Source organism: Actinoplanes missouriensis 431, assembly GCF_000284295.1.
GTDB classification, from domain to species: Bacteria; Actinomycetota; Actinomycetes; order Mycobacteriales; family Micromonosporaceae; genus Actinoplanes; species Actinoplanes missouriensis.
This window is the reverse complement of the sequence record NC_017093.1, coordinates 4,436,060-4,455,947: the sequence shown is the minus strand read 5'-3', so window position 1 is coordinate 4,455,947 and position 19,888 is coordinate 4,436,060. Positions and strand designations below refer to the sequence as shown.

Sequence of the window (19,888 nt, the reverse complement as noted above, 5' to 3'; positions counted from 1 at the left end):
CGGTTCATCCGGCGGCTGTGAGGTAGCGCTGGATGGTGGGCGCCAGCCAGGCGATCGCCTGGTCGCGGTCCATGTCGGTCACCGGTGGGAGCCGCAGGACGAAACGACACAGCGCGAAGCCGAGGATCTGGGTGGCGACCAGTCCCGCGCGTGTCGCTGCTTCGTCCGGGTCGGGGGTGACGCGGGCGGCCACCGGACCGAGCTGTGCCGCGAAGATGGTGCGCATCCGCTCCGCTGCGGAATCCTGGGTGACAGCCGCGCGGAGCAGCGCCATAAGCGTCTCGTCGCCGGACCACCTGTCGAAGAAGTGGGTGACAAGCGTCAGGCCCACGGCATCGGGTGAAATTTCCGATATGTCCGGAAGCCGGAGGTCGAACTCGGCGGCGGCCGCGAACAAACCCTCCTTGTTGCCGTAATAACGCATCACCATTGACGGGTCGATGTTCGCGTCGGCGGCGATCGCGCGAATGGTGGCGCGCTCGAAGCCGTCGGCGGCGAATCGTTCGCGGGCGGCGGCCAGGATCGCGGCGCGGGTGTTGTCGGAGCGGCGTGGCATGCCCGTCAGCATATGCCAACAACCGTTGGCCAACAGGTGTTGACTTAAGCTCGTCAACCGGCCTACCGTTGCCAACAAGCGTTGACAAAGGGAGGGCGTCATGATTGCGATCATCGGAGCCGGACCGACCGGGCTGCTGCTCGCCGGAGATCTGGCCCGGGCCGGGGTGCCGGTCACCGTCTACGAGCGTCGTACCGGCGCCTCGAACCTCACCCGCGCCTTCGGTGTGCACGCCCGCACCCTGGAAGTGCTGGACGCCCGCGGACTCGCCGACGAGATCGTCGCCGGGGGCGCCCGGATCGGCAGCCTTCGGCTGTTCGACCGGATCCGGCTCGACCTGTCCACCCTGCCGTCCCGGTTCCCCTACCTGCTGATCACCCCGCAGTACCGGGTGGAGCAGGCACTGGAACGGCGGGCGCTCGAGCTCGGTGCCCGGATCGTGCGCGGCGCCGAACTCACCGGCGTGCGCCAGGACGACGACCGGGTCACGCTGGAGTTCCCCGGCCGGACCGAGGAAGCCGGCTATGTCGTGGGCGCCGACGGCGTGCACAGTGCCGTACGCACGGCTTTGCGTCTGCCTTTCCCGGGCCGGGCCGTGCTGACCTCGATCATGCTGGCGGACGTCCGGCTCGCGGAACCGCCGGACGACGTGCTGGCGGTGAACGCGGTCGGCGACGCGTTCGCGATGGTCGCGCCGTTCGGTGACGGCTGGTACCGGATCTTCGCCTGGGACCGCCGGCACCAGGTCGATGACACCGTGCCGGTCACCCTCGACGAGATCCGCGAGGTGACCCGGCGCGTCCACGGCACCGACTTCGGCCTGACCGAGTCCCGCTGGCTGTCCCGTTTCCACAGCGACGAGCGGCAGGTCCCGCGATACCGGAACGGCCGGGTCTTCCTCGCCGGGGACGCCGCTCACGTGCACTCGCCGGCCGGCGGGCAGGGCATGAACACCGGCCTGCAGGACGCCGCGAACCTGTCCTGGAAACTGGCCGCCACGATGACGGGGGAGGCCGCGGCGGGCCTGCTCGACACGTACCAGGAGGAACGTCACCCGGTCGGCAGGCTCGTGCTGCGCAGCAGCGGCGCCCTGATCCGGATGGCGATGCTGCGGTCGCGCCCGGCCCGGTTCGCGCGTAACGCCGCCGGTTCGGCCCTGCTCGCGCTCCCCGCGGTGACCCGGCGCGCGGCCGGGGTGATCTCCGGGATCGGCATCGACTATCCCGGCGCGCCGCGCGCCGCCGATCTCCCGCTGCGTGGGGGAGAGCGCCTCTACGAGGCGCTGCGCGAGGGCCGGCACGTGCTGATCACCGCCGGCGCCGTCGGGCACCGTGACCGTCTGCGCGTGGCGGCGCCGATGACCGACACCGATCAGGCGATGCTGGTCCGCCCCGACGGTTACGTCGCCTGGCGCGGACCGGCCGCCTCGGTCAGCACCGTGACCGCCTGCACCGTGGCGTAACCGCGCCACTCCAGGGCGGCCGCCGCGCTGAACGTCTGGAACGTGACGTCCCAGCCGCCGTCCGCCCGCTGCTCACCGGCGAGCCGCTCCCGGTCGGCGGCGATCGCCTCGGCGCTGAACCACTCCCGCGACGGCGCGTCCGCGTGCGGCGTGAAGTCGAGCGGACGCAGCACCTCGCCCTCCGCGCCGCCGGCCACCGGCGTCGGGCCGTCCAGGCGAACGAAACCGGTCCACCGCTCCAGCAGCGCCCGCGCCCGGGTGTCGTCGGCGGCGATCGAGTCCAGGAGGTACATCGCGAACATCAGCTCGATCGCGTGCGGCTCCTCGGCGACGCCCTCCATGGTGTCCAGGCAGTACGCCGTCGCGGCGGCCAGCCACGGGTGCCGCGCCACCGTGCGGTTGCGGCGCGCGAGCCGGTGGGCCTGCGCCGCCAGCTGCGCGGTCATCGTCAGCGACGAGTCCGGACCGGCGGCGACCCAGTGCGGTGCGCATCCCTCGGTGTCCGCGAACGGCAGGCTGAAGGCGATGCCGCCGTCGTCGTTGGACTGCTCGGCGAGCCAGTCCAGCAGCCGGGGCACCCGCTCCGGGCCGGTGTCGCCGATCTCCGCGCAGATCTCCAGGGCGTGCATCGCGCCGACCGGCTGACTCGTCACCGAGCGCAGGTCGGGTTCGAGCGCCCAGCCGTACCCGCCGTCCGGATTGCGGTATCCGTCCAGCGCGGCGAGCACGGGCTCGGGCTGCCCCCGGCCGAGCAGGAAGGCGAGGCGGCGTCGCTCCAGCGCCCGGGCGTGGGTGGCGACGAACGAGACCGCGGCGTCGAGATCCAAGTCCATCCCGCCATCCTGTCAGGACCCTCACCGGTCCGCTCGGACATAGGCTGGGGCGCATGGCTGTCGATGGAAACCCGCTGCGGCGCCTTTCTTTGGATCAACTTCGCCGCCGTACGAGTGAGAAGTGGCGCACCTATCCCGAGGATGTGCTGCCCGTCTTCGTGGCGGAGATGGACGCGCCGCTGGCGGATCCCGTCGTGCGGGCGATCACCGACGCGGTGCGGCTCGGCGACACCGGCTATGCGGCCGGCAGCGCGTACGCGGAGGCGGTGGACGGCTTCGCCCGTACCCGATGGGGGTGGAAAGGGGTTGATCCGGCGCTGACCCGGGTGGTCCCGGATGTGATGGCCGGGATCCTGGAGGTGCTCGGGGTGATCAGCGCGCCGGGGCGGACGGTGGTGGTGAGCAGCCCGACATATCCTCCCTACTACGCCTATGTTCGGCGGACCGGGCGGACGGTGGCGGAGGCGCCGCTCGGCGCGGACGGGCGGCTGGACCTCGCGGCGCTCGATGCCGCGTTCGCGCGGGCCGGGGCGGGCGCCACCTATCTGCTGTGCAACCCGCAGAACCCGACCGGCGCCGTGCACACGGTGACCGAGCTGTCCGCGCTGGCCGCCCTCGCCGATCGGCACGGGGTGCGAGTGGTGTCCGACGAGATCTTCGCGCCGCTGGTGCTGGCGGGGGCGTCGTTCGTGCCGTACCTCAGTGTGCCGGGCGCCTCGCGCGGGTTCGCGCTGCTCTCCGCGACGAAGGGCTGGAACCTGGCCGGGCTGAAGGCCGCCCTCGTCGTCGCCGGACCGGACGCCGCGGGCGATCTCGCCGGCATCCCGCAGTGGGTGGTGGAGGGGGCCAGCCACGTCGGCGTGATCGCGCACACCGCCGCGTTCCGGGACGGCGGTCAGTGGCTCGACGCGGTGCTGGCCGGCATCGGCGAGAACCGGCGGCTGCTGGCGTCGCTGCTGGACACGGAGTTGCCGGCGGTGCGGTACCGGCCGGGCGAGGCGACGTATCTGGCCTGGCTGGACTGCCGGGAGCTGGGGCTCGGCGACGATCCGGCGGCGGTGTTCCTGGAGCAGGGGCGGGTGGCGTTCGTGCCCGGCCCGGACTTCGGGACCGGTGGGGCCGGGCACGTGCGCCTCAACATCGGCACGTCGCCGGAGGTGATCACCGAGGCGGTGCGGCGGATGGTCCTCCGGTGATCACGGGCGGGGCGCGGTGCGGGTCCAGGACCGCTCGCCGCGCCGGCTCGTGGCGGCGACGCAGCGGGGGCAGACGTAGCGCACCTCGTCCTCGGCGGTGACCACGTCGGTGGCCCGGAAGTCGAACTTGACGTGCGGGAAGGTGCGCAGCCGGGTGCGGCTCAGTGCCAGGCCGCAGAGGGTCTGGTTCATGCCGGGGGTCCAGGCGTGGACCTCGCCGGCCGGCTGCCGGATCCCGTCGTCGCCGGTGAACTGACTCGATGCCGCCACCGAGGCGGCGCGTGCCTTCGCCATGCGGGTGGCGTTCCCGGCCGGGCCCGGGTTACACCTGCCGTCTCACCGGCTCTGGCGTTCGATGGCCCGGCGGACCAGGTTGCGGACTCCGGGCAGGGTGATCGCTCGCATCGTGAGGTCGTTCATGGCGACGTGGAAGCGGGTCGGCGGCGCGTACTGCATCATCCCGCGCTTGGCGGTGGCCTGCCGTCTCACCACCTCGGGCCGGAGCGTCGCCTCCCACGCGGTGAGCGCGTCCGGAATCGACGAGTGCTCCCGGAGGCAGGCGCCGAGCCGGTCGGCGCCGGTCAGGGCGAGCGTCGCCCCGTGCCCCGCGAACAGGGTCACGCACCAGGCCGCGTCGCCGACGAGCACGATCCGGCCGTCGCTCCATCGGGGCATGGCGACCTGGCTGACCCGGTCGAAGTAGGCGTCGTCCGGCACGGTCGCCGGCAGTCCGACCGCCAGGTCGCCGACCGCGCCGGCCAGGGCGGCGGCGGGCCCCTGGCTGAGTTCCGCGCCGGGGTCGTCACAGCGGTAGGTGACGAACGCCGAGGAGCGCTCCGGCCCGAGATTGACGACCGCTGCCGTGCGGCCCGGTCCGATATGGGTCACCGCCGTGCCGGACGCGTCGCCGGCCACCGGAAACGCCAGCACCACGTAGGGGAAGTCCACCCGGAAGTCAGGACCGAAGAACATCGTCCGGGTACGGGACTGCACACCGTCCGCCCCGACCAGCAGATCCGCCTCTTCCGTCGTGCCGTCGGAGAGCTCCACCCGTACCCCGTCGGGGTGCTGGTCGACGGCCGTGACGGTCGTCCCGAAGCGGAAGTCCGGCGCGGTCCCGCCCAGCGCCGTGGCCTGGTCGAAGAGCACCGCCTCCAGATCGCCGCGGAAGACGGTCATGGCGCGCGGGCCGACCGCCGCCTCGGCCACCGCCGCCGGGACGGTGAACTTCGGGCTGCCGTCGGCCCGGACCAGCACCGTGGTGAAGACGCCGAGATCCCTCTCGGTCAACGCGGACAGCAGGCCGAGGCGTTCGGCGGCGTCGAACCCGGCGCCGATCAGGTTGACCATGTAGCCGCTGCGCCGCCGGGCGGGCGCCCGCTCGACGATCACGGTCTGCCACCCGTCGCGCCCGAGCCGTACCGCCGTGGCCAGTCCCGCGATCCCCGCACCGACGATCACCGCTCGTCTCATGACGTGCCCCTCCTAAGGTATGAGCGTTTGCTCAAACCACTATGAGCGTTTGCTCATACCTGCGCAAGGCTTAGCATCGGGGCATGCCCCGTGGAGTCGCCGTGCCGGAAGCCCGCCAGCAGCTGTTCGCCGCGCTGGAGCGGGTGATCGCCGCCGAGGGCGCGCTGACCAGCCGGGCGGTGACCCAGGAGGCGGGGGTGGCGACCGGCCTGCTGTTCACCCACTTCCGCAATTTCGACAACTTCCTCATCGGGTACGGGGTGGACCGCAGTTTCCAGATCGCCGCGTCCCTGGCCGCCCTGCCGGAGCGGCTCGGCAGCGGCACCGTGGACGGCAACCTCAGCGCGGCGATCCTCGCCCTGCCGCTGGACGTGGTGCTCACGCTGACCCGGTTGACGGCTTTCCGCCCGTCGCTGACCGCCGAGGTGGAGCGGGTCCTCGGTCCCGGGAGCGCGGGGCTGCGGGTGGTCGCCGGGTCGGCCGCCGGCTACCTCGCCGCCGAGCAGGAGCTGGGCCGGGTGCCGTCCGGGGTGGACACGGCGTCGCTGGCGCTGGCGCTGGCCGGGGTGATGCAGCATGTCGCGCTGACCGAGGGGCTGGGGCCGGAGGCACGTGCCCGGATCGGCCGGGCGGTGACCGCGATCTGCGCACCGGCGCCGGCGAGCCGTCAGGGCGGAGTGCGCCCGCCGGCGAGCGGGTAAGGGGTGACGATGATCGATTGCGCGATTGTCACTGGCGCCGCTGGCGGACTGGGGCGGCACCTCGCCCTCGGACTGGCCCGCACCGGCTACGGCATCGTCGTCGCCGACACCGATGAGCGGGCCGCCGGGGAATGCGCCCGCCTGGTCGAGGCGTCCGGCGTGCCGGCCCGGGCCCTGCGCGCCGACGTCCGCGATCGCCACGACCGGGACCGCGTCCTGGCGGCGGCCCGCGAGCTCGGCGGACCCCGAGTGCTGGTCAACAACGCCGGTGGCTGGACGCCGGGGGACCAGTACCCGCACGCCGCCGAGAGCGCCTGGACCGCGACGATCGAGCTCAACCTGATCGCCCCGATGGCGCTCAGCCAGCTGGTCATCCCCGCCATGCGGGAGCGCGGCGGCGGGGCGATCGTCAACATCGCGTCGAGTGGCGGGATCGGCGCGGAGGCCTACGGCTCGCCCGAGTACGGCGCGGCCAAGGCCGGGCTGATCCGGTTCACCGCGACCCTCGGCGGGCTCGGCGACGTCCGGGTGATGTGTGTGGCGCCGGACTGGATCGGGCTGGACCGCGCTCAGACCCGGTGGCGGGCGATGAGCGCCGCCGAACGCGCCGCGTCCCGGCCGCTGATCCCGCCGGGCGAGGTCATCGCCGCCGTCCTGGACCTGATCCGCGCGGGGGCCGGTGGGCAGGTGGTGGAAATATGGGGCGGCGACCCGCCGGACCGGAAGTGACCGGGTCTCATCCCATCGTGCGCAGCCAGACGGCGGAGCCGGCGGCGAGCACCAGGCCGATCAGACCGAACCAGACCGCCAGGCGGCCGCCCATGCCGATCGCGTCGCGGCGGGACGTGATCACCTCGGCGCGGGACCGCGGGGTGAGCAGGGTGAGGCCGGCGCGGCTCGGCAGCAGGCCGGTCGCGGTGACGCGGCCCAGGGCGAAGACCTTCACGCCGCGCGGGACGCGGACCTCGGTGAGGCGCAGACGTTCGCTGCGGCGCAGGTCACGGACCACGTCCGGGGGAACGATGCGGGGGAGGCGGGCCGGTTGGGATCCGCGGTGCTCGATCTCGGTGGTGATCGACACGAGCGGCTCGCCCGGGGTGGGATCGCGCAGGGCCCGGGGGTGGTCCAGCAGGCGCGGATCGATGGGTACGCGTCCGGAAGCGTCCCCGAGAGCCGCCCACGACGGTGACGTGATCTCCAGAAGCACATCATGGTCGGGGCCGTAGTCGCCGGTGGTGGAGTCGCGGCTGGGCTCGCGGAGCAGCGTGACCCGGTACCATGCGCAGTCCTCACCGGTCACCGGCGCGAGCTGCGGGCCGGCCGTGCCGTACTCGGTGACGCCCTCCACCGCTACCCGGCCACGCACGGTGACCGGTGTGACGGGGATCCGGCGTAGCGTCCACAGTGCCCGGAGATCACCGAGGGCGAGCAGGGCGAAGATGCCGGCGCCACCCACCAGGATGCCGCCCAGGCAGAACATCGTCGTCGCCACCACCATCACGGAAGTCACCGTAGGCGACCACGGCCAGTTTCGATGTCCCAGTCAGTGGAAAGCGGTCAGTTGTCAGTGGCCGGCGGTCAACGGTCAGCGTCGGTGATCGGGCGGACCACCCGGCACGGCACCCCCATCGCGACGGTCATCGGCGGGATGTCGTGCGTGACGACGCTGCCGGCGCCGATCACCGAGCCGTACCCGATCCGCACGCCGGGAAGCACCACCACGTGACTGCCGATCCACACCTTGTCCTCGATCACGATCGGCCGGGAGAACCGGCGGAAGTCCTCCCGCAGGCCGGGGTGGATCGGGTGGCCGGTGGTGGTCAGCGTGACGCCCGGCGCGATCATGACGCCGTCGCCGATCCGGATCTCCACGTCGTCGACGAACGTGAGGTTCACGTTGCCGAAGAAGTCGTCGCCGATGTGCACGTTGCTGCCGAAGCCGGCGTGGAACGGCGACAGCAGCACCGTCCGGGCGCCGACCGAGCCGAGGATGCGTTCCAGCAGCTCACGACGCTGATCGGTGGCGCCGGGGCGGGTGCTGTTGTACTCGAAGATCAGGTCGGCGCGTCGCCGCGGGTTCTGGAAGGCCGCCTCCGACTCGGTGTAGAGAAGTCCCCGCCCGATCCGGTCCAGCACCTCAGCCTCACGATCATCCATGGTGATCACTCTATGCTCGCGGTCTTCAATCTGTGGCGGGCGTCCTGATACTGGTGGGGTGAGCTTCCGTCCTGAGTCGTGGCATTACGGGCTGGCCGTTCTCCTGACGGTGGTGGGCAGCTTCGGCGTGCTCGTCGCCGCGATCCGCACCCCGGCGGCCCGGCTGCCCCGCCCCAGCCGGTATTGGCCGTTCCTGCTGGTTCTGCTCGTCTGGACGGGGGACGCTGCGCTGGGCGACGGACGGCCGGCGTTCGAGCGGGCCGGGAAGGCGACGATCGCCGTCCTGCTCTGGAGCAGCCTCGCGATCGTGGTCCTCCGCCGGCGGCGGGCGGCCGGGCCCGCCACGGCGGCACCGCTTCGTGATCAGCCGGACGGACCCCGCCTATCACCGAGCGACCCTGACGGGCCGCCCTGAGGCGGGCCGACCCGTCAGGGGGCCGGTCTGAGCAGGACCTCGGAGCCGATCGGGGTGAAGCCGCTGGACAGGAACGCTCGCAGGGAGCGGGCGTTGCCGGGGGAGACCGCGGCGAAGACCGGCTCGCCCTCCGGCACCAGGGTGAGCGCGTCGGCGATCAGGGACCTGCCGAATCCCCGGCCGCCCTGCCGGGGCTGGTGCAGTTCGATGCTGAGCTCGGTGCGACCGGCCAGACCGGCGGCGACCGCGATCAGGCCCCGCTCGTCGCCGAAGACCCGGACGCCGGTGCGCATCTCCCGCGCGTACCGGATGCGGGGGTGGTCGTCGGCGCCGGTGAGCGGGGCGAGGCGGGGTGTGCCGCCCGTGCCGCGGCTGACCAGCGTCACGTCGATGACGCCGATCCAGCCGTCCGGCCCGGCCAGGAAGCGGAGGAAATCGGGCGCCATGGAGCCGCCGAAACCGTCCGGTTTGCGGGCGTGCACCTCGGCGGCGGGCAGCGCGGTGGCGACCACGGCATGCCCGGTGAACGCCACCGAGCACGCGAGGCCGCCGGGTAGCTCGGGCAGCACGGTGACCTCGCCGTCGACCGGCGGGAACCGGCCGTCGGCGGCGTCGAGGAAATATCGGAGCAGAGACACGCCGACGAGTCTGGCATCACAGCAGGTACTGGATGCGCGCGGCCAGTCCCTCCGGGTCGGAGAGCGGCGTGAAGCGGGGCGGGGCCGGGTCGTCGCCAGGGCGGTGGGCGTGCGGGACGGGCCGGCGGCTGGACGGCTGGTCGAGCCACGAGCGGTACGCGGCGACCAGCACCGGATCGCGGCGCGGCTCCGCGAACGACCGGAACTGCTCCGGCACCCGGTCGACCCCGGTGGCGGCCACCACAGCGTCGACACCGGTCGGGGCCACCACCGCGTCCATCGCCGTCGCGTCGGCGCCGGTGCCGACCACGCCGGCCGGCTCGTCGACGGTGAGCATGCCGTGCACCGCGAACTGGCGGGCGAATGCGGTGGCCAGCGGCGCGGACGTGGCGTGACCGACGACGATCGGCGCCCGCCGCAGGCCGAAGCTCTCCACGAGCCGGGCGAGCACCCCGGCCACCTGGTCCGGGGTGAGGCCGGCGGGCAGCGGGGTCTCGCCGTGGCCGGGCAGGTCGGGGGCGACGACCGTGCACGATCCGGCCAGGTCGGCGGCGAGCGGCCACCATTGGGTGCGGTCGAAGAGCAGGGCGTGCAGCAGCAGGACGGGACGGGCGGCGCCGTCCCAGCGGTCGTAGACGAGGTGGCTTCCGGCGGCGGCAAAGGTGTGCGTGCTCCGGCAGGGCGGGCGGGGGTGCATGGCGGGGGCTTCCTGCGAGGCGCGCGTCCGGCAACGGGCCGGCCGAGCCGCGGGGGCGGCAGGACCGAGGGCGGCGAGACCACGGGGGCAGCCAAACCGCGGCGAGGTCACGAACGCGACGGGGACGGGGGAGAGGCGGCGCGCAGCGAGGTGCGCGCGGCCCTCTCACACCCGCAGGACCAGCGGCGCCGGTGACGGATCGGGAAGCGGCGCCGCCGGCACGGCCGGCTCCGGAGGGACGTGCCGGCCGGCGAGAACCACCGGGACCGGGCGGGGCCGCACCACCGGACGGCGCACGGCGGACGTCTCCGGCGACGGTGTCTCGACGCGATCGTCCACGGTGGCGCCCGCGGCGACGATGGCGGTGTGCTCGAAGCCCGGCGTGGCGAACAGCCCGGCGGTCAGCAGCAGCAGGAGCAGGGCGACCACGGCGATCGGCGGCCTGCGGCGCCGGTGCGTGGTCATGTGACGACGTTAGCGGATGTCGCCGCCGCGCAGTAGCACGGTCGCCGACGCGGAGAACTCGCGCGCCGCCTCGATGGCCTCCTCGACGGCGCAGAGCCGCTCGCCGGGCAGCACCCGCCGGGCTGCCGAGAGCTCGTCGCGGACCAGTGTCATCCGGGTCAGGTAATCGTCGAAAAGGTCGAGAATGGCGTTGTGCATGACGGCATCACCCCTCCGGCGCCGGGCGGGCCCGGCACGCTCCCCGCGACTCACCGAGAAGCTTAACCGGTCAATGTCGCCGCCTATTCGCTTTCTGTTGCCATCTGGGACGACCGCCGTTCATCCCCGGCCCGCAGCCCGCGCACCCCGATCATGAGGAACGGCAGGAGCAGCAGCAGGTCGGCCAGATGCGCGATCGACACCTCCCGGCTCATCCTGCTGAGTGGGAACGCGGCGGCTCCTAGAACCATCAACACCGCCGTGGGTACGGGCACCGCCCGCTCCCGCCACAGCAGGATCCCGAGCGCCGCCAGCGAGAACGGGAAGAGCGGTCCGCAGAACCAGTAGAGCGTGTTCGCCGCGAACGGGTACTCGTCGAGCATCGCCACCGCTGTCGCGTGACTGATCCCGAACATCTGCTCGTGGATCGCCTGCACGCTGAACGCGATGCCGCCGGCGGTGCCGAGGACGGCGAGCGGGATAAGGGCGCGGGTGTGCCGCTCGGGCAGCTGCCGGTAGACGCCGAGCAGCCCGATGAGCCAGAACGCGCTGCCCAGGCCGGAGAGCGTGCCGCCCGTCGCGCCCTGCGTGCCGGGCTGCCAGAAGAACGTGGCCGCGCCGTTGAGGGCCGGCCCCAGAATCAGGAAAATATTCATGCCGGTCACGCTAGAAGTGCGCTGACCCGGGCGAATCCCGCCGCCGTGGCAGTCCGGTTACCACGCTCACGGTAGCGGCGCGAGCCCGTGGCGGTAGGCGAGCACGACCAGGTGCGCCCGGTCGCGGGCACCCAGTTTGGTCATCGCCCGGTTGGTGTGGGTCTTGGCGGTGGCCCGGCTCATCCGCAGCCGCGCCGCGATCTCCTCGGTGGAGAGTCCGTCCGCGACCAGGGCGACGACCTCCCGCTCGCGCGCGGTGAGCGTCTCCAGGCCGGGCAGCGTCTCCGGTTCGGCGGTGGTGAACCGCGCGATCAGCCTGCGGGTCACGGCCGGGGCGAGCAGCGCGTCCCCGGCGGCGACGACCCGGACCGCGTGCCGCAGCTCGTCCGGGGTGAGGTCCTTCAGCAGGAAGCCGCTGGCCCCTGCCCGCAGCGCCGCGTAGACGTACTCGTCCAGCTCGAATGTGGTCAGCACGATGATCCGCACGCCGGGGAGCCGGTCGTCGGCGAGGATGCGGCGGGTCGCGGTCAGCCCGTCGGTGCCCGGCATCCGCACGTCCATCAGCACCACGTCGGGCCGGTGGGCGCGGGCCAGCGCGATCGCCTCGTCACCGTCGCGGGCCTCACCGACGACCTCGATGCCGGGGGTGCGCTCCAGCAGGACACGGAACCCGGCCCGTACCAGGGTCTCGTCGTCGGCCAGCAGGACCCGGACCCGATCCGGGGTCATCCGGGGAGCCATGCCCGTACCCGGAAACCGCCTGCCGGACCCGGTCCGGCCCGCAGCCAGCCACCCAGCCCCTGGGCCCGCTCGGTCATGCCCCGGATCCCGAAGCCGTCGCCGTCGCTGTGGCCGTCGCTGTGGCCGCTGCCGGTGTCCGAAACCGATCCCGCGCCGCCGTCGCTGCCGGTGACCGGAACCGATCCCGGGCCGCCGTCGGTGACCGATCCCGGGCCGCCGTCGGTGACGGAGAGGGACAGGCCGTCGCGCTGATAGCCGACGATCATCTCCACCCGGCCGCCGCCGGCGTGACGGACCGCGTTGGCGACCGCCTCCTGCAGGATCCGGTACGCGGTGGCCTCGACCGCGCGCGGCAGCGGCCGCGGCGTGCCCTGACGGATCAGCGTCGCGCCGGTGCCCGCGGCCAGCTCGGGAAGCCGCTCCAGGGTCGGCACCGGGCCGTCCGGCCGGCTGCCGTCGCGCAGCACCCCGACCGCGGCCCGCAGCTCGGCCATCGCCTCGCCGGCCGCGTCGCGCACCGCGGTGAGCGCCGCCCGGGCCTGCCCCGGATCGTCCTCGATCACGTCGGCGGCCACCCCGGCCTGCACGGTCACCACCGCGAGGGTGTGCGCGGTGACGTCGTGCAGCTCCCGGGCGATGCTCATCCGCTCCTCGGTCAGCCGCTGCGTCAGTGTCCGATCGCGATCAGCGGCGAGAAGCGTGATCCGCTCCCGCCGGCCGCGCACCACCTCGCCGAGCAGCAGCGCCGCCACGAACACCACCGTCGACCCGTCCAGGGTGGCGTCGAACGGGCCCACCCCGGTGAGGGTCATCCGGCTCTGCGCGTCCACCCAGAGGATCACCGCGGCGACGACCAGGCCGGTCCGGCGGTGGGTGGCCGCCCCGACCGTGTAGAGCGCCACCCAGAGCGGGACGGCCGGCGCGCCACCGGGGTACTCGAGCATGTGGTAGCCGAAGAACAGGGCGCCGACCAGCGCGAGCACGGCCGCCGGCGCGCGCCGCCGGGCGAGCAGGGCGACGCCCATGCCGAGCACCATCAGGTACGCGGTGAGGTCCGGCGCCCGGTCGGCCGGCAGCACCGGGGCGACCGCCACCCGCCCGGCCGCCGCCGCGCACGCGACAGCCGCCACCGCCGCGTCGACGGTCCGGGAGGATCGGGGCCAGCGCCGCATCCGTTCACGGTAGGCGGCCCGCACGGGGAACGCATACGACGACCGTGGTACAGGCCAAAGGTCCCTTTTTCCCGGGCCGTGCCCGGACGAACCTGGAGGCATGTGCGAATACTGCGGCTGCCAGGCCGTCACCGCGATCGACGAACTCACCCGGGAGCACGACACCGTCGTCAACATGATCGGCGAGGTGCGCGCGGCGCACGCGGCCGGCGACGTCGCCGGGATGGCCGCGGTGGCCCGCCGCATCGCCGCGGTGCTCGGCCCGCACACCGCGGTCGAGGAGCACGGCCTGTTCCCGCTGCTGGCGGGCGACTTCCCGGAGCAGATCGCGGCCCTGGAGGACGAGCACCGCCGGATCGAGGCGGTCCTGGACGCGGCGTCCGGCGGCACGCCCGCGGACCCGGCCTGGCCGCGGCGGCTGCTCGACGCCCTCGAGGTGCTGCGCGAGCACATCCTCAAGGAGCAGGACGGCGTCTTCCCGGCCGCGCTGACCACGCTGAGCGGCGACGACTGGGACGCAGTCGACGAGGTCCGCCGCCGTCAGACCGCGAGCGCCGCCGGCTGAGCCGTCACTGGGTGTCGGCGGCCCACAGGTCGGGGCCGAACATCTCGTACTGGATGTCGCGGGGCTCGACGCCCCGGTCCATCAGCGCGCCGCGGATCGTCTTCATGAACGGCAGCGGCCCGCACAGGTAGTAGACGGCACCCTCCGGCAGGTCGAGATCGGCGAGGTCCATCTGCCCGCTGTACGCGGCGGTCACCGGCAGTTCGGTGCCGCCGTCGTTCTCGTACCAGACGTGCAGCTGGGATTTGGGCAGCCGGGCCAGGTCGTCGGCGATCTGGCGGCGCAGCGGGAACGAGCGCTCGTCGCTGTCGGCGTGCAGGACCGTCACGTCCAGGTGCGAGCCGGCCGCGACCAGGTGGGAGATCATCCCGGCCATCGGGGTGATGCCGATGCCGGCGCTGGCGAACACCACCGGCCGGCCGGAGTCGTCGAGGACCACGTCGCCGTACGGCACGCTCATGGTCAGCTCGTCACCCGGCTGGACGGCGTCGTGCAGCAGGTTCGACACCTCGCCGTCGGGTTTGCCGCCGCCGTGCACCCGCTTGACGGCGAAGTACCGGTGCTCGCCGTCGTCGGCGCGGGTCAGGCTGAACTGCCGGGGCTGGCGGATTCCGTCCGGCATGGTGGCGAGCACGCTGACGTACTGTCCCGGAAGTGAGGTCTTGACCGGGCGGTCGTCGATGCGGCGCATCACGAAGGTGACGACGTCGTCGGTCTCCCGGATCTTCTGCGCCACCCGCCAGTCGCGCCAGACCCGTTCCGCGGTGACGCCCCGGGCGCTGTAGAGGCCGCGCTCCTGGTGGATCAGCGCGTACGCCATCAGCCAGTACACCTCGTCCCAGGCCGCCGCCACCTCGGGCGTGACCGCGTCGCCGAGCACGTCGCCGACGGCCCACATCAGGTGCTCGTGGACCACCGCGTACTGCTCGGGACGGATGCCGAGCGAGGCATGCTTGTGCGCGATCCGGGTGAGCAGCCGCTCCGGGAACTGCGGCGGATCGGCCAGCAGCGTGGTCGCGAAGACGGCGACCGACCCGGCGAGGGCTTTCGGCTGTGACCCCTCGGCCTGGTTGCCGCGGTTGAACATCCCGTCCTGGAACTCCGGGTGCGCGGCGAACATGTGCGCGTAGAACCGGTTCGCGATCTCCTCGATGTGCTCGCCCACGACGGGCAGCGTCGCCGCGACGACCGGACGGGACTTATCCGACAACATCCCTCGACGGTAGCCATCCCGGCGGGCCCGCGTGGCGGGTTCACCGGGGTTGATAGGCAAGCCGCGACTTGCCTATCATGGCGGGGTGACCGACCCCGGGGCGGACGTCTTCAAGGCGCTCGCCGACCCGACCCGTCGCAAGATCCTGGACGAGCTGGCCGAACGGGACGGGCAGACGCTGTTCGAGATCTGCTCCCGGCTGGCCATGCGTCACCAGCTCGGGTCGTCCCGCCAGGCCATCTCGCAGCATCTCGACGTGCTGATCGCCGCCGGTCTGGTCACCAGCCGCCGCGAGGGGCGCTACAAGTTCCACCAGCTCGACACCACGCCGCTCGCCCACCTCACCGATCGATGGAAGAAGCCGGAGAACTGACATGCGCATTCACGTGACGAGCATCCTGGTCGACGATCAGGAGCAGGCGCTGCGTTTCTACACCGGGAAGCTGGGCTTCGTGACCAAGAACGACATCCCGATCAGCGACACCGACCGCTGGCTGACCGTCGTCTCGCCGCAGGATCCGGACGGCGTCGAGCTGCTGCTCGAACCGGACGGACACCCGGCCGCGAAACCGTGGAAGGAGGCGCTGGTCAACGACGGTATCCCGTACACGCAGTTCCTCGTCGACGACGTGCGGGCCGAGTTCGAGCGGCTGCGCGGCCTGGGCGTCCGGTTCGTCCAGGAGCCCGCGGACATGGGCCCGGCCACCACCGCGGTCCTCGACGACACCTGCGGCAACCTGATCCAGATCGTGCAGATGCATCAGTGACGGCGACCAGCCCGGCGGAGCGCCCGGCGGCGGCGGCCTCCTCGCCGTCCGCCGCCTCGGCCGCGTGTGATCCGTACAGGCTGTACAGGCTGGCTATGGTGGGGAAATGGATGAGACGGTGACCGTGACGCAGGCGCGCGCCGAGTTCGCGGACCTGATGAATCGTGCCGCCTACGGTGGCGAGCGCATCGTGGTGACTCGGCACGGCCGGCCGATCGGCGCGTTGATCTCGGCGGCGGACCTGGAGCGCCTTGAACGCCTTGATCGGGAGCAGGAGGCCGGTGAGGGCACGCAGATCGTCCGGCTCGGTGGGGGGCCGGTCGGGGAGGCCGGAGCGCCGTCGGCGTTCGGCGGTCACGGCTTCGGTCTCGCCGCGCATCATCAGCCGCCCACCGGACGCGAGCAGAGGTAGCCCCTGCGTTCAAACCAGAGCGGCTGACAAGGTGCGCGACGCTCGAGTCGTTCGCACGGTGTGATGCGGTGTGATCATGTCGGCGAGAACGAGGTTCCGGCACAGGAAGTGTCGTCGATCGCGACCTTCTCTGGATCATTGGGTAGCGTCGCCATGATGGAGATCAGGGAACGACGTTGACGCAGCTCATCACGGCGGCCAGGGTCTTGATCGAGGCGATCGAGGCTAAGGATGTCAGGGCGAAGGAAGAAGCGATGCGTAGCTTCGTGGAGCGGGTTACCTTCGCGACGCCTGACGACATCAGAAACATGCTGCGCGAAGTCTTGGCCGCAGATTGGATGGCCCTGCCACCGTGGGCACGCAATCTTGCGTATCGGCTGGCGTGCCTGCAGCGGCCGGGCGATTCTGATCTGCTGCGGGAAGCGGCCACCGACCTGTACTCCTTCGGCCCGGACTGGGACGAGCATGCGCAGCGGCTCAGAGCCCTGGCGGACGGCATCGAGTAAGCGAGTCACGGGCCGTTCTCACCTGGCCGCGATTCATGCCCCGGCGTTCAGCAGGCGAGCAGGACTCGTTTTCGGAGCAGGTCGAAGCCAGCTCGCCCATACATCTGCCGTTCGACCTTCGACATTCGCGGCATCGACGGACCTCCGTCCCGACCAGCCGATGCTCCCACCACTCTCGGCGGCGCTGAATCTCGCTGACATCGAATCCACCCGATCGGGATCCGTTCCAGTGGCGCTCAAACTCGGCAACAGATACAAGGTCAACCAGCAGCCACAAGATTAGAAAGATCTATGATCTCTCCGCGTGGGAACCGATATCTACGGCGTGATCGAGGTCCGCGAACCCTTCAACGCCTTATGGCCGGACCAGAAGCGCCAGTGGGTCGAATGCATGAATCTCTACCCCATCTACCCCGGAAACGGTTACGACGGCTTCGGCTGCCTGTTCGGCGAACGCAACTGGGCCGGCTGGGAACCGGTCGCCGAAGGCCGCAGCCTGCCGACCGACGTCTCCGAAACAGTTTGCAAGGACTACGAGCACCTCGCCCGAGCCGACCGGGCAGTCCACGGCAGCACCTGGATCTCCTGGCCCGAACTGCGCGACCTCGACATGACGGTCAGGCTGCCGGCTCGCGGCATCCTCGGCTTCGGTGACAGCCCCGGCGACGGAACCTGGGTGCAATGCCGCATCGACGATCAATGGCCGAACGAGTTCATCGCCGAGTACGGCCTGTCTCCAATGAGCGGATCACCGGCCGACACTCCTTACGGCACCTGGTGGCAAGACGGCACCGGGAGGCAAGACGGCTTTTGGGGGCAACGTAAGAGTAAGACCATGTTCCAGTACAAGCCCACCATCTCCCGACACGACGTGCTCGGACTAGGAACCGGATGGGATCACGTCTTCGCCGTCATGCAGACGCTGGCGCATCGCTTCGGCGACGAAGGCGTACGGCTTATCGCTTGGTTCGACTGATCTCCTCCGGCTCGGCACCGCGACTGGCGCTCAAACTCACCGATACGAACACCACCTCGAAGGGGGTGGCTCACTGGGGGACATCCGGCGCTCAATCTCACCTGCAGAACCAGCGGTGGCTCGTGCTATGACCGAGGACCTGGTCCGCGCCGGGCGCTCGAGGTCAGCTGGGGTTCGTCCTCGCCGGTCTCGGTGCGATGACGTGTCAGGCTGACCGTGGCGGCGCCCAGGATGCCCAGGGCGATGGTGCCGGCCGCGGTGAACAGCATCGCGTCGAGGACCCCGGCGGTGGTCACCAGGACGCCGCCGAGGCCGACCCCGGCCTGACTGGCGATGATCATGACGGTGCTGCGGGCGGCGAGGACCTGGGCCCGCGAGTCGGGTGTTGTGGAACGTTGGAACAGTGCCACGGTGATCGAGCCGTAGGGCGCGTAGATGAATCCCGCCACGGCCAGTGAGGTGACGGCCACGATCGTCGGTGCGCCGAGGCCGAGTGGCAGGAAGGCCACGCCCACCCCGATGACGATGCCCGAGACCGTCGGCCCCAGCGGCCAGTCGCGCATGTATCCGGCCGCGAGCCCGCCGGCGACCGCGCCCGCGCCGAATGCCGTGAAGTACCAGGCCAGTTGGGATGCGGGGGCATGCTGGTAGTCCGCTACGTAGATCGGCAGGCCGACCTCGATCGGTCCGTACAGGGCGTAGAAACCGAAGGTCAGCAGGAGCAGCCAGAGCAGCCGGGGGTCGGCGAGCATCACCCGTAGACCGGTGGCTCGGGAGGGGCCTTGACCGGCCTGCGCCGGTGGGCGCCGGGGTGCGCCGAATCGGCAGCTCGCGGCGAGCACCAGGAAGGTCACCGCGTCGAGTCCGATGACCCAGCCTGCTCCCTGCCAGTCGATGAGAAGGCCGGCGACCAGCGGGCCGATCAGCGTGCCGGTCTGGATGAACATGCTCAACAGGGCGTTGGCCGGTAGGTGGTCACGTTCCGGAAGCAGTTCCGCCAGCAGCGTGAACACCCCCGCCGACCCCCACGAGTGCAGGACCGACGACAGCGCGAGCAGCGTGACCAGCAGCCAGATGTTCAGCACGCCCGTGGCGGCCGCGATCGCGATGGCTCCGAGGGAGAGCCCGCGCACGGTGGCGTCCCACGTGACCAGCTGGGCACCACCACGTCGTCGAAGCAACCTGGCGAGCGCGAAGGTGCCGATCACTCCGGGGAAGGTGTAGGCCGCGATGGCCAGCGACACCCACATGCTGTGCCGGTCAGGCGGGGCGATTTCGATCGCGAGCCACGCCACCGCGATGGCGCTCATACCGTCGCCCAGGAAGGAGGTGGCGAAGCCGGGCAGGAGACGCCGGACACGAGCGTTGCGCAGCACGGGAGCGTACGGCGCGGACCACGACTTGTACATCCTGTAAGTATTGTACAAAACTGTCGCAGAGTGCCACGCTGTGATGGCCCGTCCTTTGATGCTCAGGAAGGGATGCCGCAGCCTGCGGACACCGCGTCGGCGGGACCCGGTGCCAGACACCGAAGTCCATTGGTAGCTATCTACTGAGGAACCTGCGCAGGTGGCGGACGGCTGTGGGGTCACCTGATTCCGCGGCGCGCCGGACTTCTTCCACCCGACCGTGCTCGAGCAGCACGGTGAGGCGGCGTGCATGGGCCAGACGGGCCCGGGCCGGATGCTGGGCCGCCCACTCCTGAAGAGCAGCAAGCGCGTCGTCCGTACGACCGAGGTCGTTGAGGTAGTGCACAAGCCACATGACGTCATGGCCGGCGGCGATCTCGCGGCGCAGTTCGTCCTCCCGGCCCCGCCGGGTCAATGCCTCCATGAGGGTGGCGCCGGCACGATCGTCCCCGGCCTCCTGCATCGCCCGCAGTTCGTCGAGCCGGTCGGCATCGACCAGGATCTCCACGAGGGTAATGGCGGCGCACCTGTCGCCGGCACCGGCTCGGCGCCGTAACTCGGCTTCGTCGCCGGCCAGACGAAGTGCACCCATCGTTCGATCGCACAGCCGGTTGGCGGCCTCGTCCTCGTGGACGGCATGCCGGTGCGCGGCGCCGTAATAGGACCAATCCCTCACCGCG

27 protein-coding genes are annotated in these 19,888 nt (G+C 71.7%); 11 read left to right on the top strand and 16 right to left on the bottom strand.

The window, feature by feature from the left end; translation table 11 throughout:
- Window positions 1–4 precede the first annotated feature (4 nt).
- Window positions 5–556: a TetR/AcrR family transcriptional regulator gene (locus tag AMIS_RS20890; RefSeq protein WP_231859041.1), complete on the bottom strand. Its 552-nt coding sequence runs from the start codon at window positions 554–556 to the stop codon at window positions 5–7.
- Window positions 557–656: 100 nt separating this feature from the next.
- On the opposite strand from AMIS_RS20890, the gene AMIS_RS20885 reads away from it, so the two are divergent.
- Complete coding sequence (locus AMIS_RS20885) at window positions 657–2,018, top strand: FAD-dependent monooxygenase (protein WP_014444359.1); 1,362 nt, start codon at window positions 657–659, stop codon at window positions 2,016–2,018.
- Here AMIS_RS20885 and AMIS_RS20880 read toward each other — a convergent pair.
- Window positions 1,955–2,851, bottom strand: coding sequence for a prenyltransferase/squalene oxidase repeat-containing protein (locus AMIS_RS20880; RefSeq protein WP_041829941.1), 897 nt, complete (start codon window positions 2,849–2,851; stop codon window positions 1,955–1,957). The genes AMIS_RS20885 and AMIS_RS20880 overlap by 64 nt on opposite strands.
- A 53-nt stretch (window positions 2,852–2,904) precedes the next feature.
- Here AMIS_RS20880 and AMIS_RS20875 point away from each other — a divergent pair, with 53 nt between their 5' ends.
- Complete coding sequence (locus AMIS_RS20875) at window positions 2,905–4,047, top strand: MalY/PatB family protein (RefSeq protein ID WP_014444357.1); 1,143 nt, start codon at window positions 2,905–2,907, stop codon at window positions 4,045–4,047.
- Here AMIS_RS20875 and AMIS_RS20870 read toward each other — a convergent pair whose 3' ends face one another.
- Together AMIS_RS20870 and AMIS_RS20865 are read right to left on the bottom strand one after the other, a co-directional pair.
- Window positions 4,048–4,341: a hypothetical protein gene (locus AMIS_RS20870; RefSeq protein ID WP_014444356.1), complete on the bottom strand. Its 294-nt coding sequence runs from the start codon at window positions 4,339–4,341 to the stop codon at window positions 4,048–4,050.
- A gap of 42 nt (window positions 4,342–4,383) precedes the next feature.
- Complete coding sequence (locus AMIS_RS20865) at window positions 4,384–5,520, bottom strand: FAD-dependent oxidoreductase (protein ID WP_014444355.1); 1,137 nt, start codon at window positions 5,518–5,520, stop codon at window positions 4,384–4,386.
- Between the two features lie 83 nt (window positions 5,521–5,603).
- Between AMIS_RS20865 and AMIS_RS20860 the strand changes: the two genes are divergently transcribed.
- Entirely contained in the window at window positions 5,604–6,221 is a 618-nt protein-coding gene (locus tag AMIS_RS20860) for a hypothetical protein (protein ID WP_041829940.1), read from the top strand.
- A 9-nt stretch (window positions 6,222–6,230) separates the two neighbouring features.
- Complete coding sequence (locus tag AMIS_RS20855) at window positions 6,231–6,950, top strand: SDR family NAD(P)-dependent oxidoreductase (RefSeq protein WP_014444353.1); 720 nt, start codon at window positions 6,231–6,233, stop codon at window positions 6,948–6,950.
- A gap of 7 nt (window positions 6,951–6,957) precedes the next feature.
- Here AMIS_RS20855 and AMIS_RS20850 read toward each other — a convergent pair whose 3' ends face one another.
- Window positions 6,958–7,731, bottom strand: a complete 774-nt coding sequence (locus AMIS_RS20850) for a hypothetical protein (RefSeq protein ID WP_157434958.1) — start codon at window positions 7,729–7,731, stop codon at window positions 6,958–6,960.
- Between the two features lie 68 nt (window positions 7,732–7,799).
- Window positions 7,800–8,378: a sugar O-acetyltransferase gene (locus tag AMIS_RS20845; RefSeq protein ID WP_014444351.1), complete on the bottom strand. Its 579-nt coding sequence runs from the start codon at window positions 8,376–8,378 to the stop codon at window positions 7,800–7,802.
- Window positions 8,379–8,436: 58 nt separating this feature from the next.
- On the opposite strand from AMIS_RS20845, the gene AMIS_RS20840 reads away from it, so the two are divergent.
- The gene (locus AMIS_RS20840; RefSeq protein WP_041829939.1) at window positions 8,437–8,793 is read left to right on the top strand and encodes a hypothetical protein; all 357 of its coding nucleotides are present in this window, start codon (window positions 8,437–8,439) and stop codon (window positions 8,791–8,793) included.
- A gap of 14 nt (window positions 8,794–8,807) precedes the next feature.
- Here AMIS_RS20840 and AMIS_RS20835 read toward each other — a convergent pair whose 3' ends face one another.
- The 7 genes from AMIS_RS20835 to AMIS_RS20805 form a co-directional block, all read right to left on the bottom strand.
- Entirely contained in the window at window positions 8,808–9,431 is a 624-nt protein-coding gene (locus AMIS_RS20835; RefSeq protein ID WP_014444349.1) for a hypothetical protein, read from the bottom strand.
- 16 nt (window positions 9,432–9,447) lie between these two features.
- Window positions 9,448–10,128, bottom strand: a complete 681-nt coding sequence (locus AMIS_RS40705) for an alpha/beta fold hydrolase (RefSeq protein WP_014444348.1) — start codon at window positions 10,126–10,128, stop codon at window positions 9,448–9,450.
- A gap of 165 nt (window positions 10,129–10,293) precedes the next feature.
- Complete coding sequence (locus AMIS_RS20825) at window positions 10,294–10,593, bottom strand: hypothetical protein (protein ID WP_014444347.1); 300 nt, start codon at window positions 10,591–10,593, stop codon at window positions 10,294–10,296.
- 9 nt (window positions 10,594–10,602) lie between these two features.
- Entirely contained in the window at window positions 10,603–10,791 is a 189-nt protein-coding gene (locus AMIS_RS20820; protein ID WP_041829938.1) for a hypothetical protein, read from the bottom strand.
- Between the two features lie 83 nt (window positions 10,792–10,874).
- Complete coding sequence (locus AMIS_RS20815) at window positions 10,875–11,447, bottom strand: hypothetical protein (protein ID WP_014444345.1); 573 nt, start codon at window positions 11,445–11,447, stop codon at window positions 10,875–10,877.
- Between the two features lie 66 nt (window positions 11,448–11,513).
- A complete protein-coding gene (locus AMIS_RS20810) occupies window positions 11,514–12,188 on the bottom strand; it encodes a response regulator (protein ID WP_231859040.1) in 675 nt (224 codons plus the stop codon).
- Complete coding sequence (locus AMIS_RS20805) at window positions 12,173–13,360, bottom strand: sensor histidine kinase (protein WP_014444343.1); 1,188 nt, start codon at window positions 13,358–13,360, stop codon at window positions 12,173–12,175. The genes AMIS_RS20810 and AMIS_RS20805 overlap by 16 nt, the downstream gene beginning before the upstream one ends.
- Before the next feature lie 100 nt (window positions 13,361–13,460).
- Here AMIS_RS20805 and AMIS_RS20800 point away from each other — a divergent pair, with 100 nt between their 5' ends.
- Entirely contained in the window at window positions 13,461–13,925 is a 465-nt protein-coding gene (locus AMIS_RS20800; RefSeq protein WP_014444342.1) for a hemerythrin domain-containing protein, read from the top strand.
- Between the two features lie 4 nt (window positions 13,926–13,929).
- Here AMIS_RS20800 and AMIS_RS20795 read toward each other — a convergent pair whose 3' ends face one another.
- Window positions 13,930–15,138: a globin domain-containing protein gene (locus AMIS_RS20795; RefSeq protein ID WP_014444341.1), complete on the bottom strand. Its 1,209-nt coding sequence runs from the start codon at window positions 15,136–15,138 to the stop codon at window positions 13,930–13,932.
- An 85-nt stretch (window positions 15,139–15,223) separates the two neighbouring features.
- Between AMIS_RS20795 and AMIS_RS20790 the strand changes: the two genes are divergently transcribed.
- The 5 genes from AMIS_RS20790 to AMIS_RS40700 all read left to right on the top strand — a co-directional run bounded on the left by AMIS_RS20790 (window position 15,224) and on the right by AMIS_RS40700 (window position 17,799).
- Entirely contained in the window at window positions 15,224–15,511 is a 288-nt protein-coding gene (locus tag AMIS_RS20790) for an ArsR/SmtB family transcription factor (protein WP_014444340.1), read from the top strand.
- A 1-nt stretch (window position 15,512) separates the two neighbouring features.
- Window positions 15,513–15,905, top strand: a complete 393-nt coding sequence (locus tag AMIS_RS20785; RefSeq protein WP_014444339.1) for a VOC family protein — start codon at window positions 15,513–15,515, stop codon at window positions 15,903–15,905.
- A 106-nt stretch (window positions 15,906–16,011) separates the two neighbouring features.
- Window positions 16,012–16,317, top strand: coding sequence for a type II toxin-antitoxin system Phd/YefM family antitoxin (locus AMIS_RS20780; protein ID WP_014444338.1), 306 nt, complete (start codon window positions 16,012–16,014; stop codon window positions 16,315–16,317).
- Between the two features lie 176 nt (window positions 16,318–16,493).
- The gene (locus AMIS_RS20775; RefSeq protein ID WP_014444337.1) at window positions 16,494–16,823 is read left to right on the top strand and encodes a hypothetical protein; all 330 of its coding nucleotides are present in this window, start codon (window positions 16,494–16,496) and stop codon (window positions 16,821–16,823) included.
- Window positions 16,824–17,127: 304 nt separating this feature from the next.
- Window positions 17,128–17,799: a hypothetical protein gene (locus tag AMIS_RS40700; protein WP_014444336.1), complete on the top strand. Its 672-nt coding sequence runs from the start codon at window positions 17,128–17,130 to the stop codon at window positions 17,797–17,799.
- A 125-nt stretch (window positions 17,800–17,924) separates the two neighbouring features.
- On the opposite strand, the gene AMIS_RS20765 is transcribed toward AMIS_RS40700, so the two are convergent.
- A complete protein-coding gene (locus AMIS_RS20765) occupies window positions 17,925–19,208 on the bottom strand; it encodes an MFS transporter (protein WP_014444335.1) in 1,284 nt (427 codons plus the stop codon).
- A 136-nt stretch (window positions 19,209–19,344) separates the two neighbouring features.
- Window positions 19,345–19,884: a hypothetical protein gene (locus AMIS_RS43420; protein ID WP_051042084.1), complete on the bottom strand. Its 540-nt coding sequence runs from the start codon at window positions 19,882–19,884 to the stop codon at window positions 19,345–19,347.
- Between the last annotated feature and the right edge of the window lie 4 nt (window positions 19,885–19,888).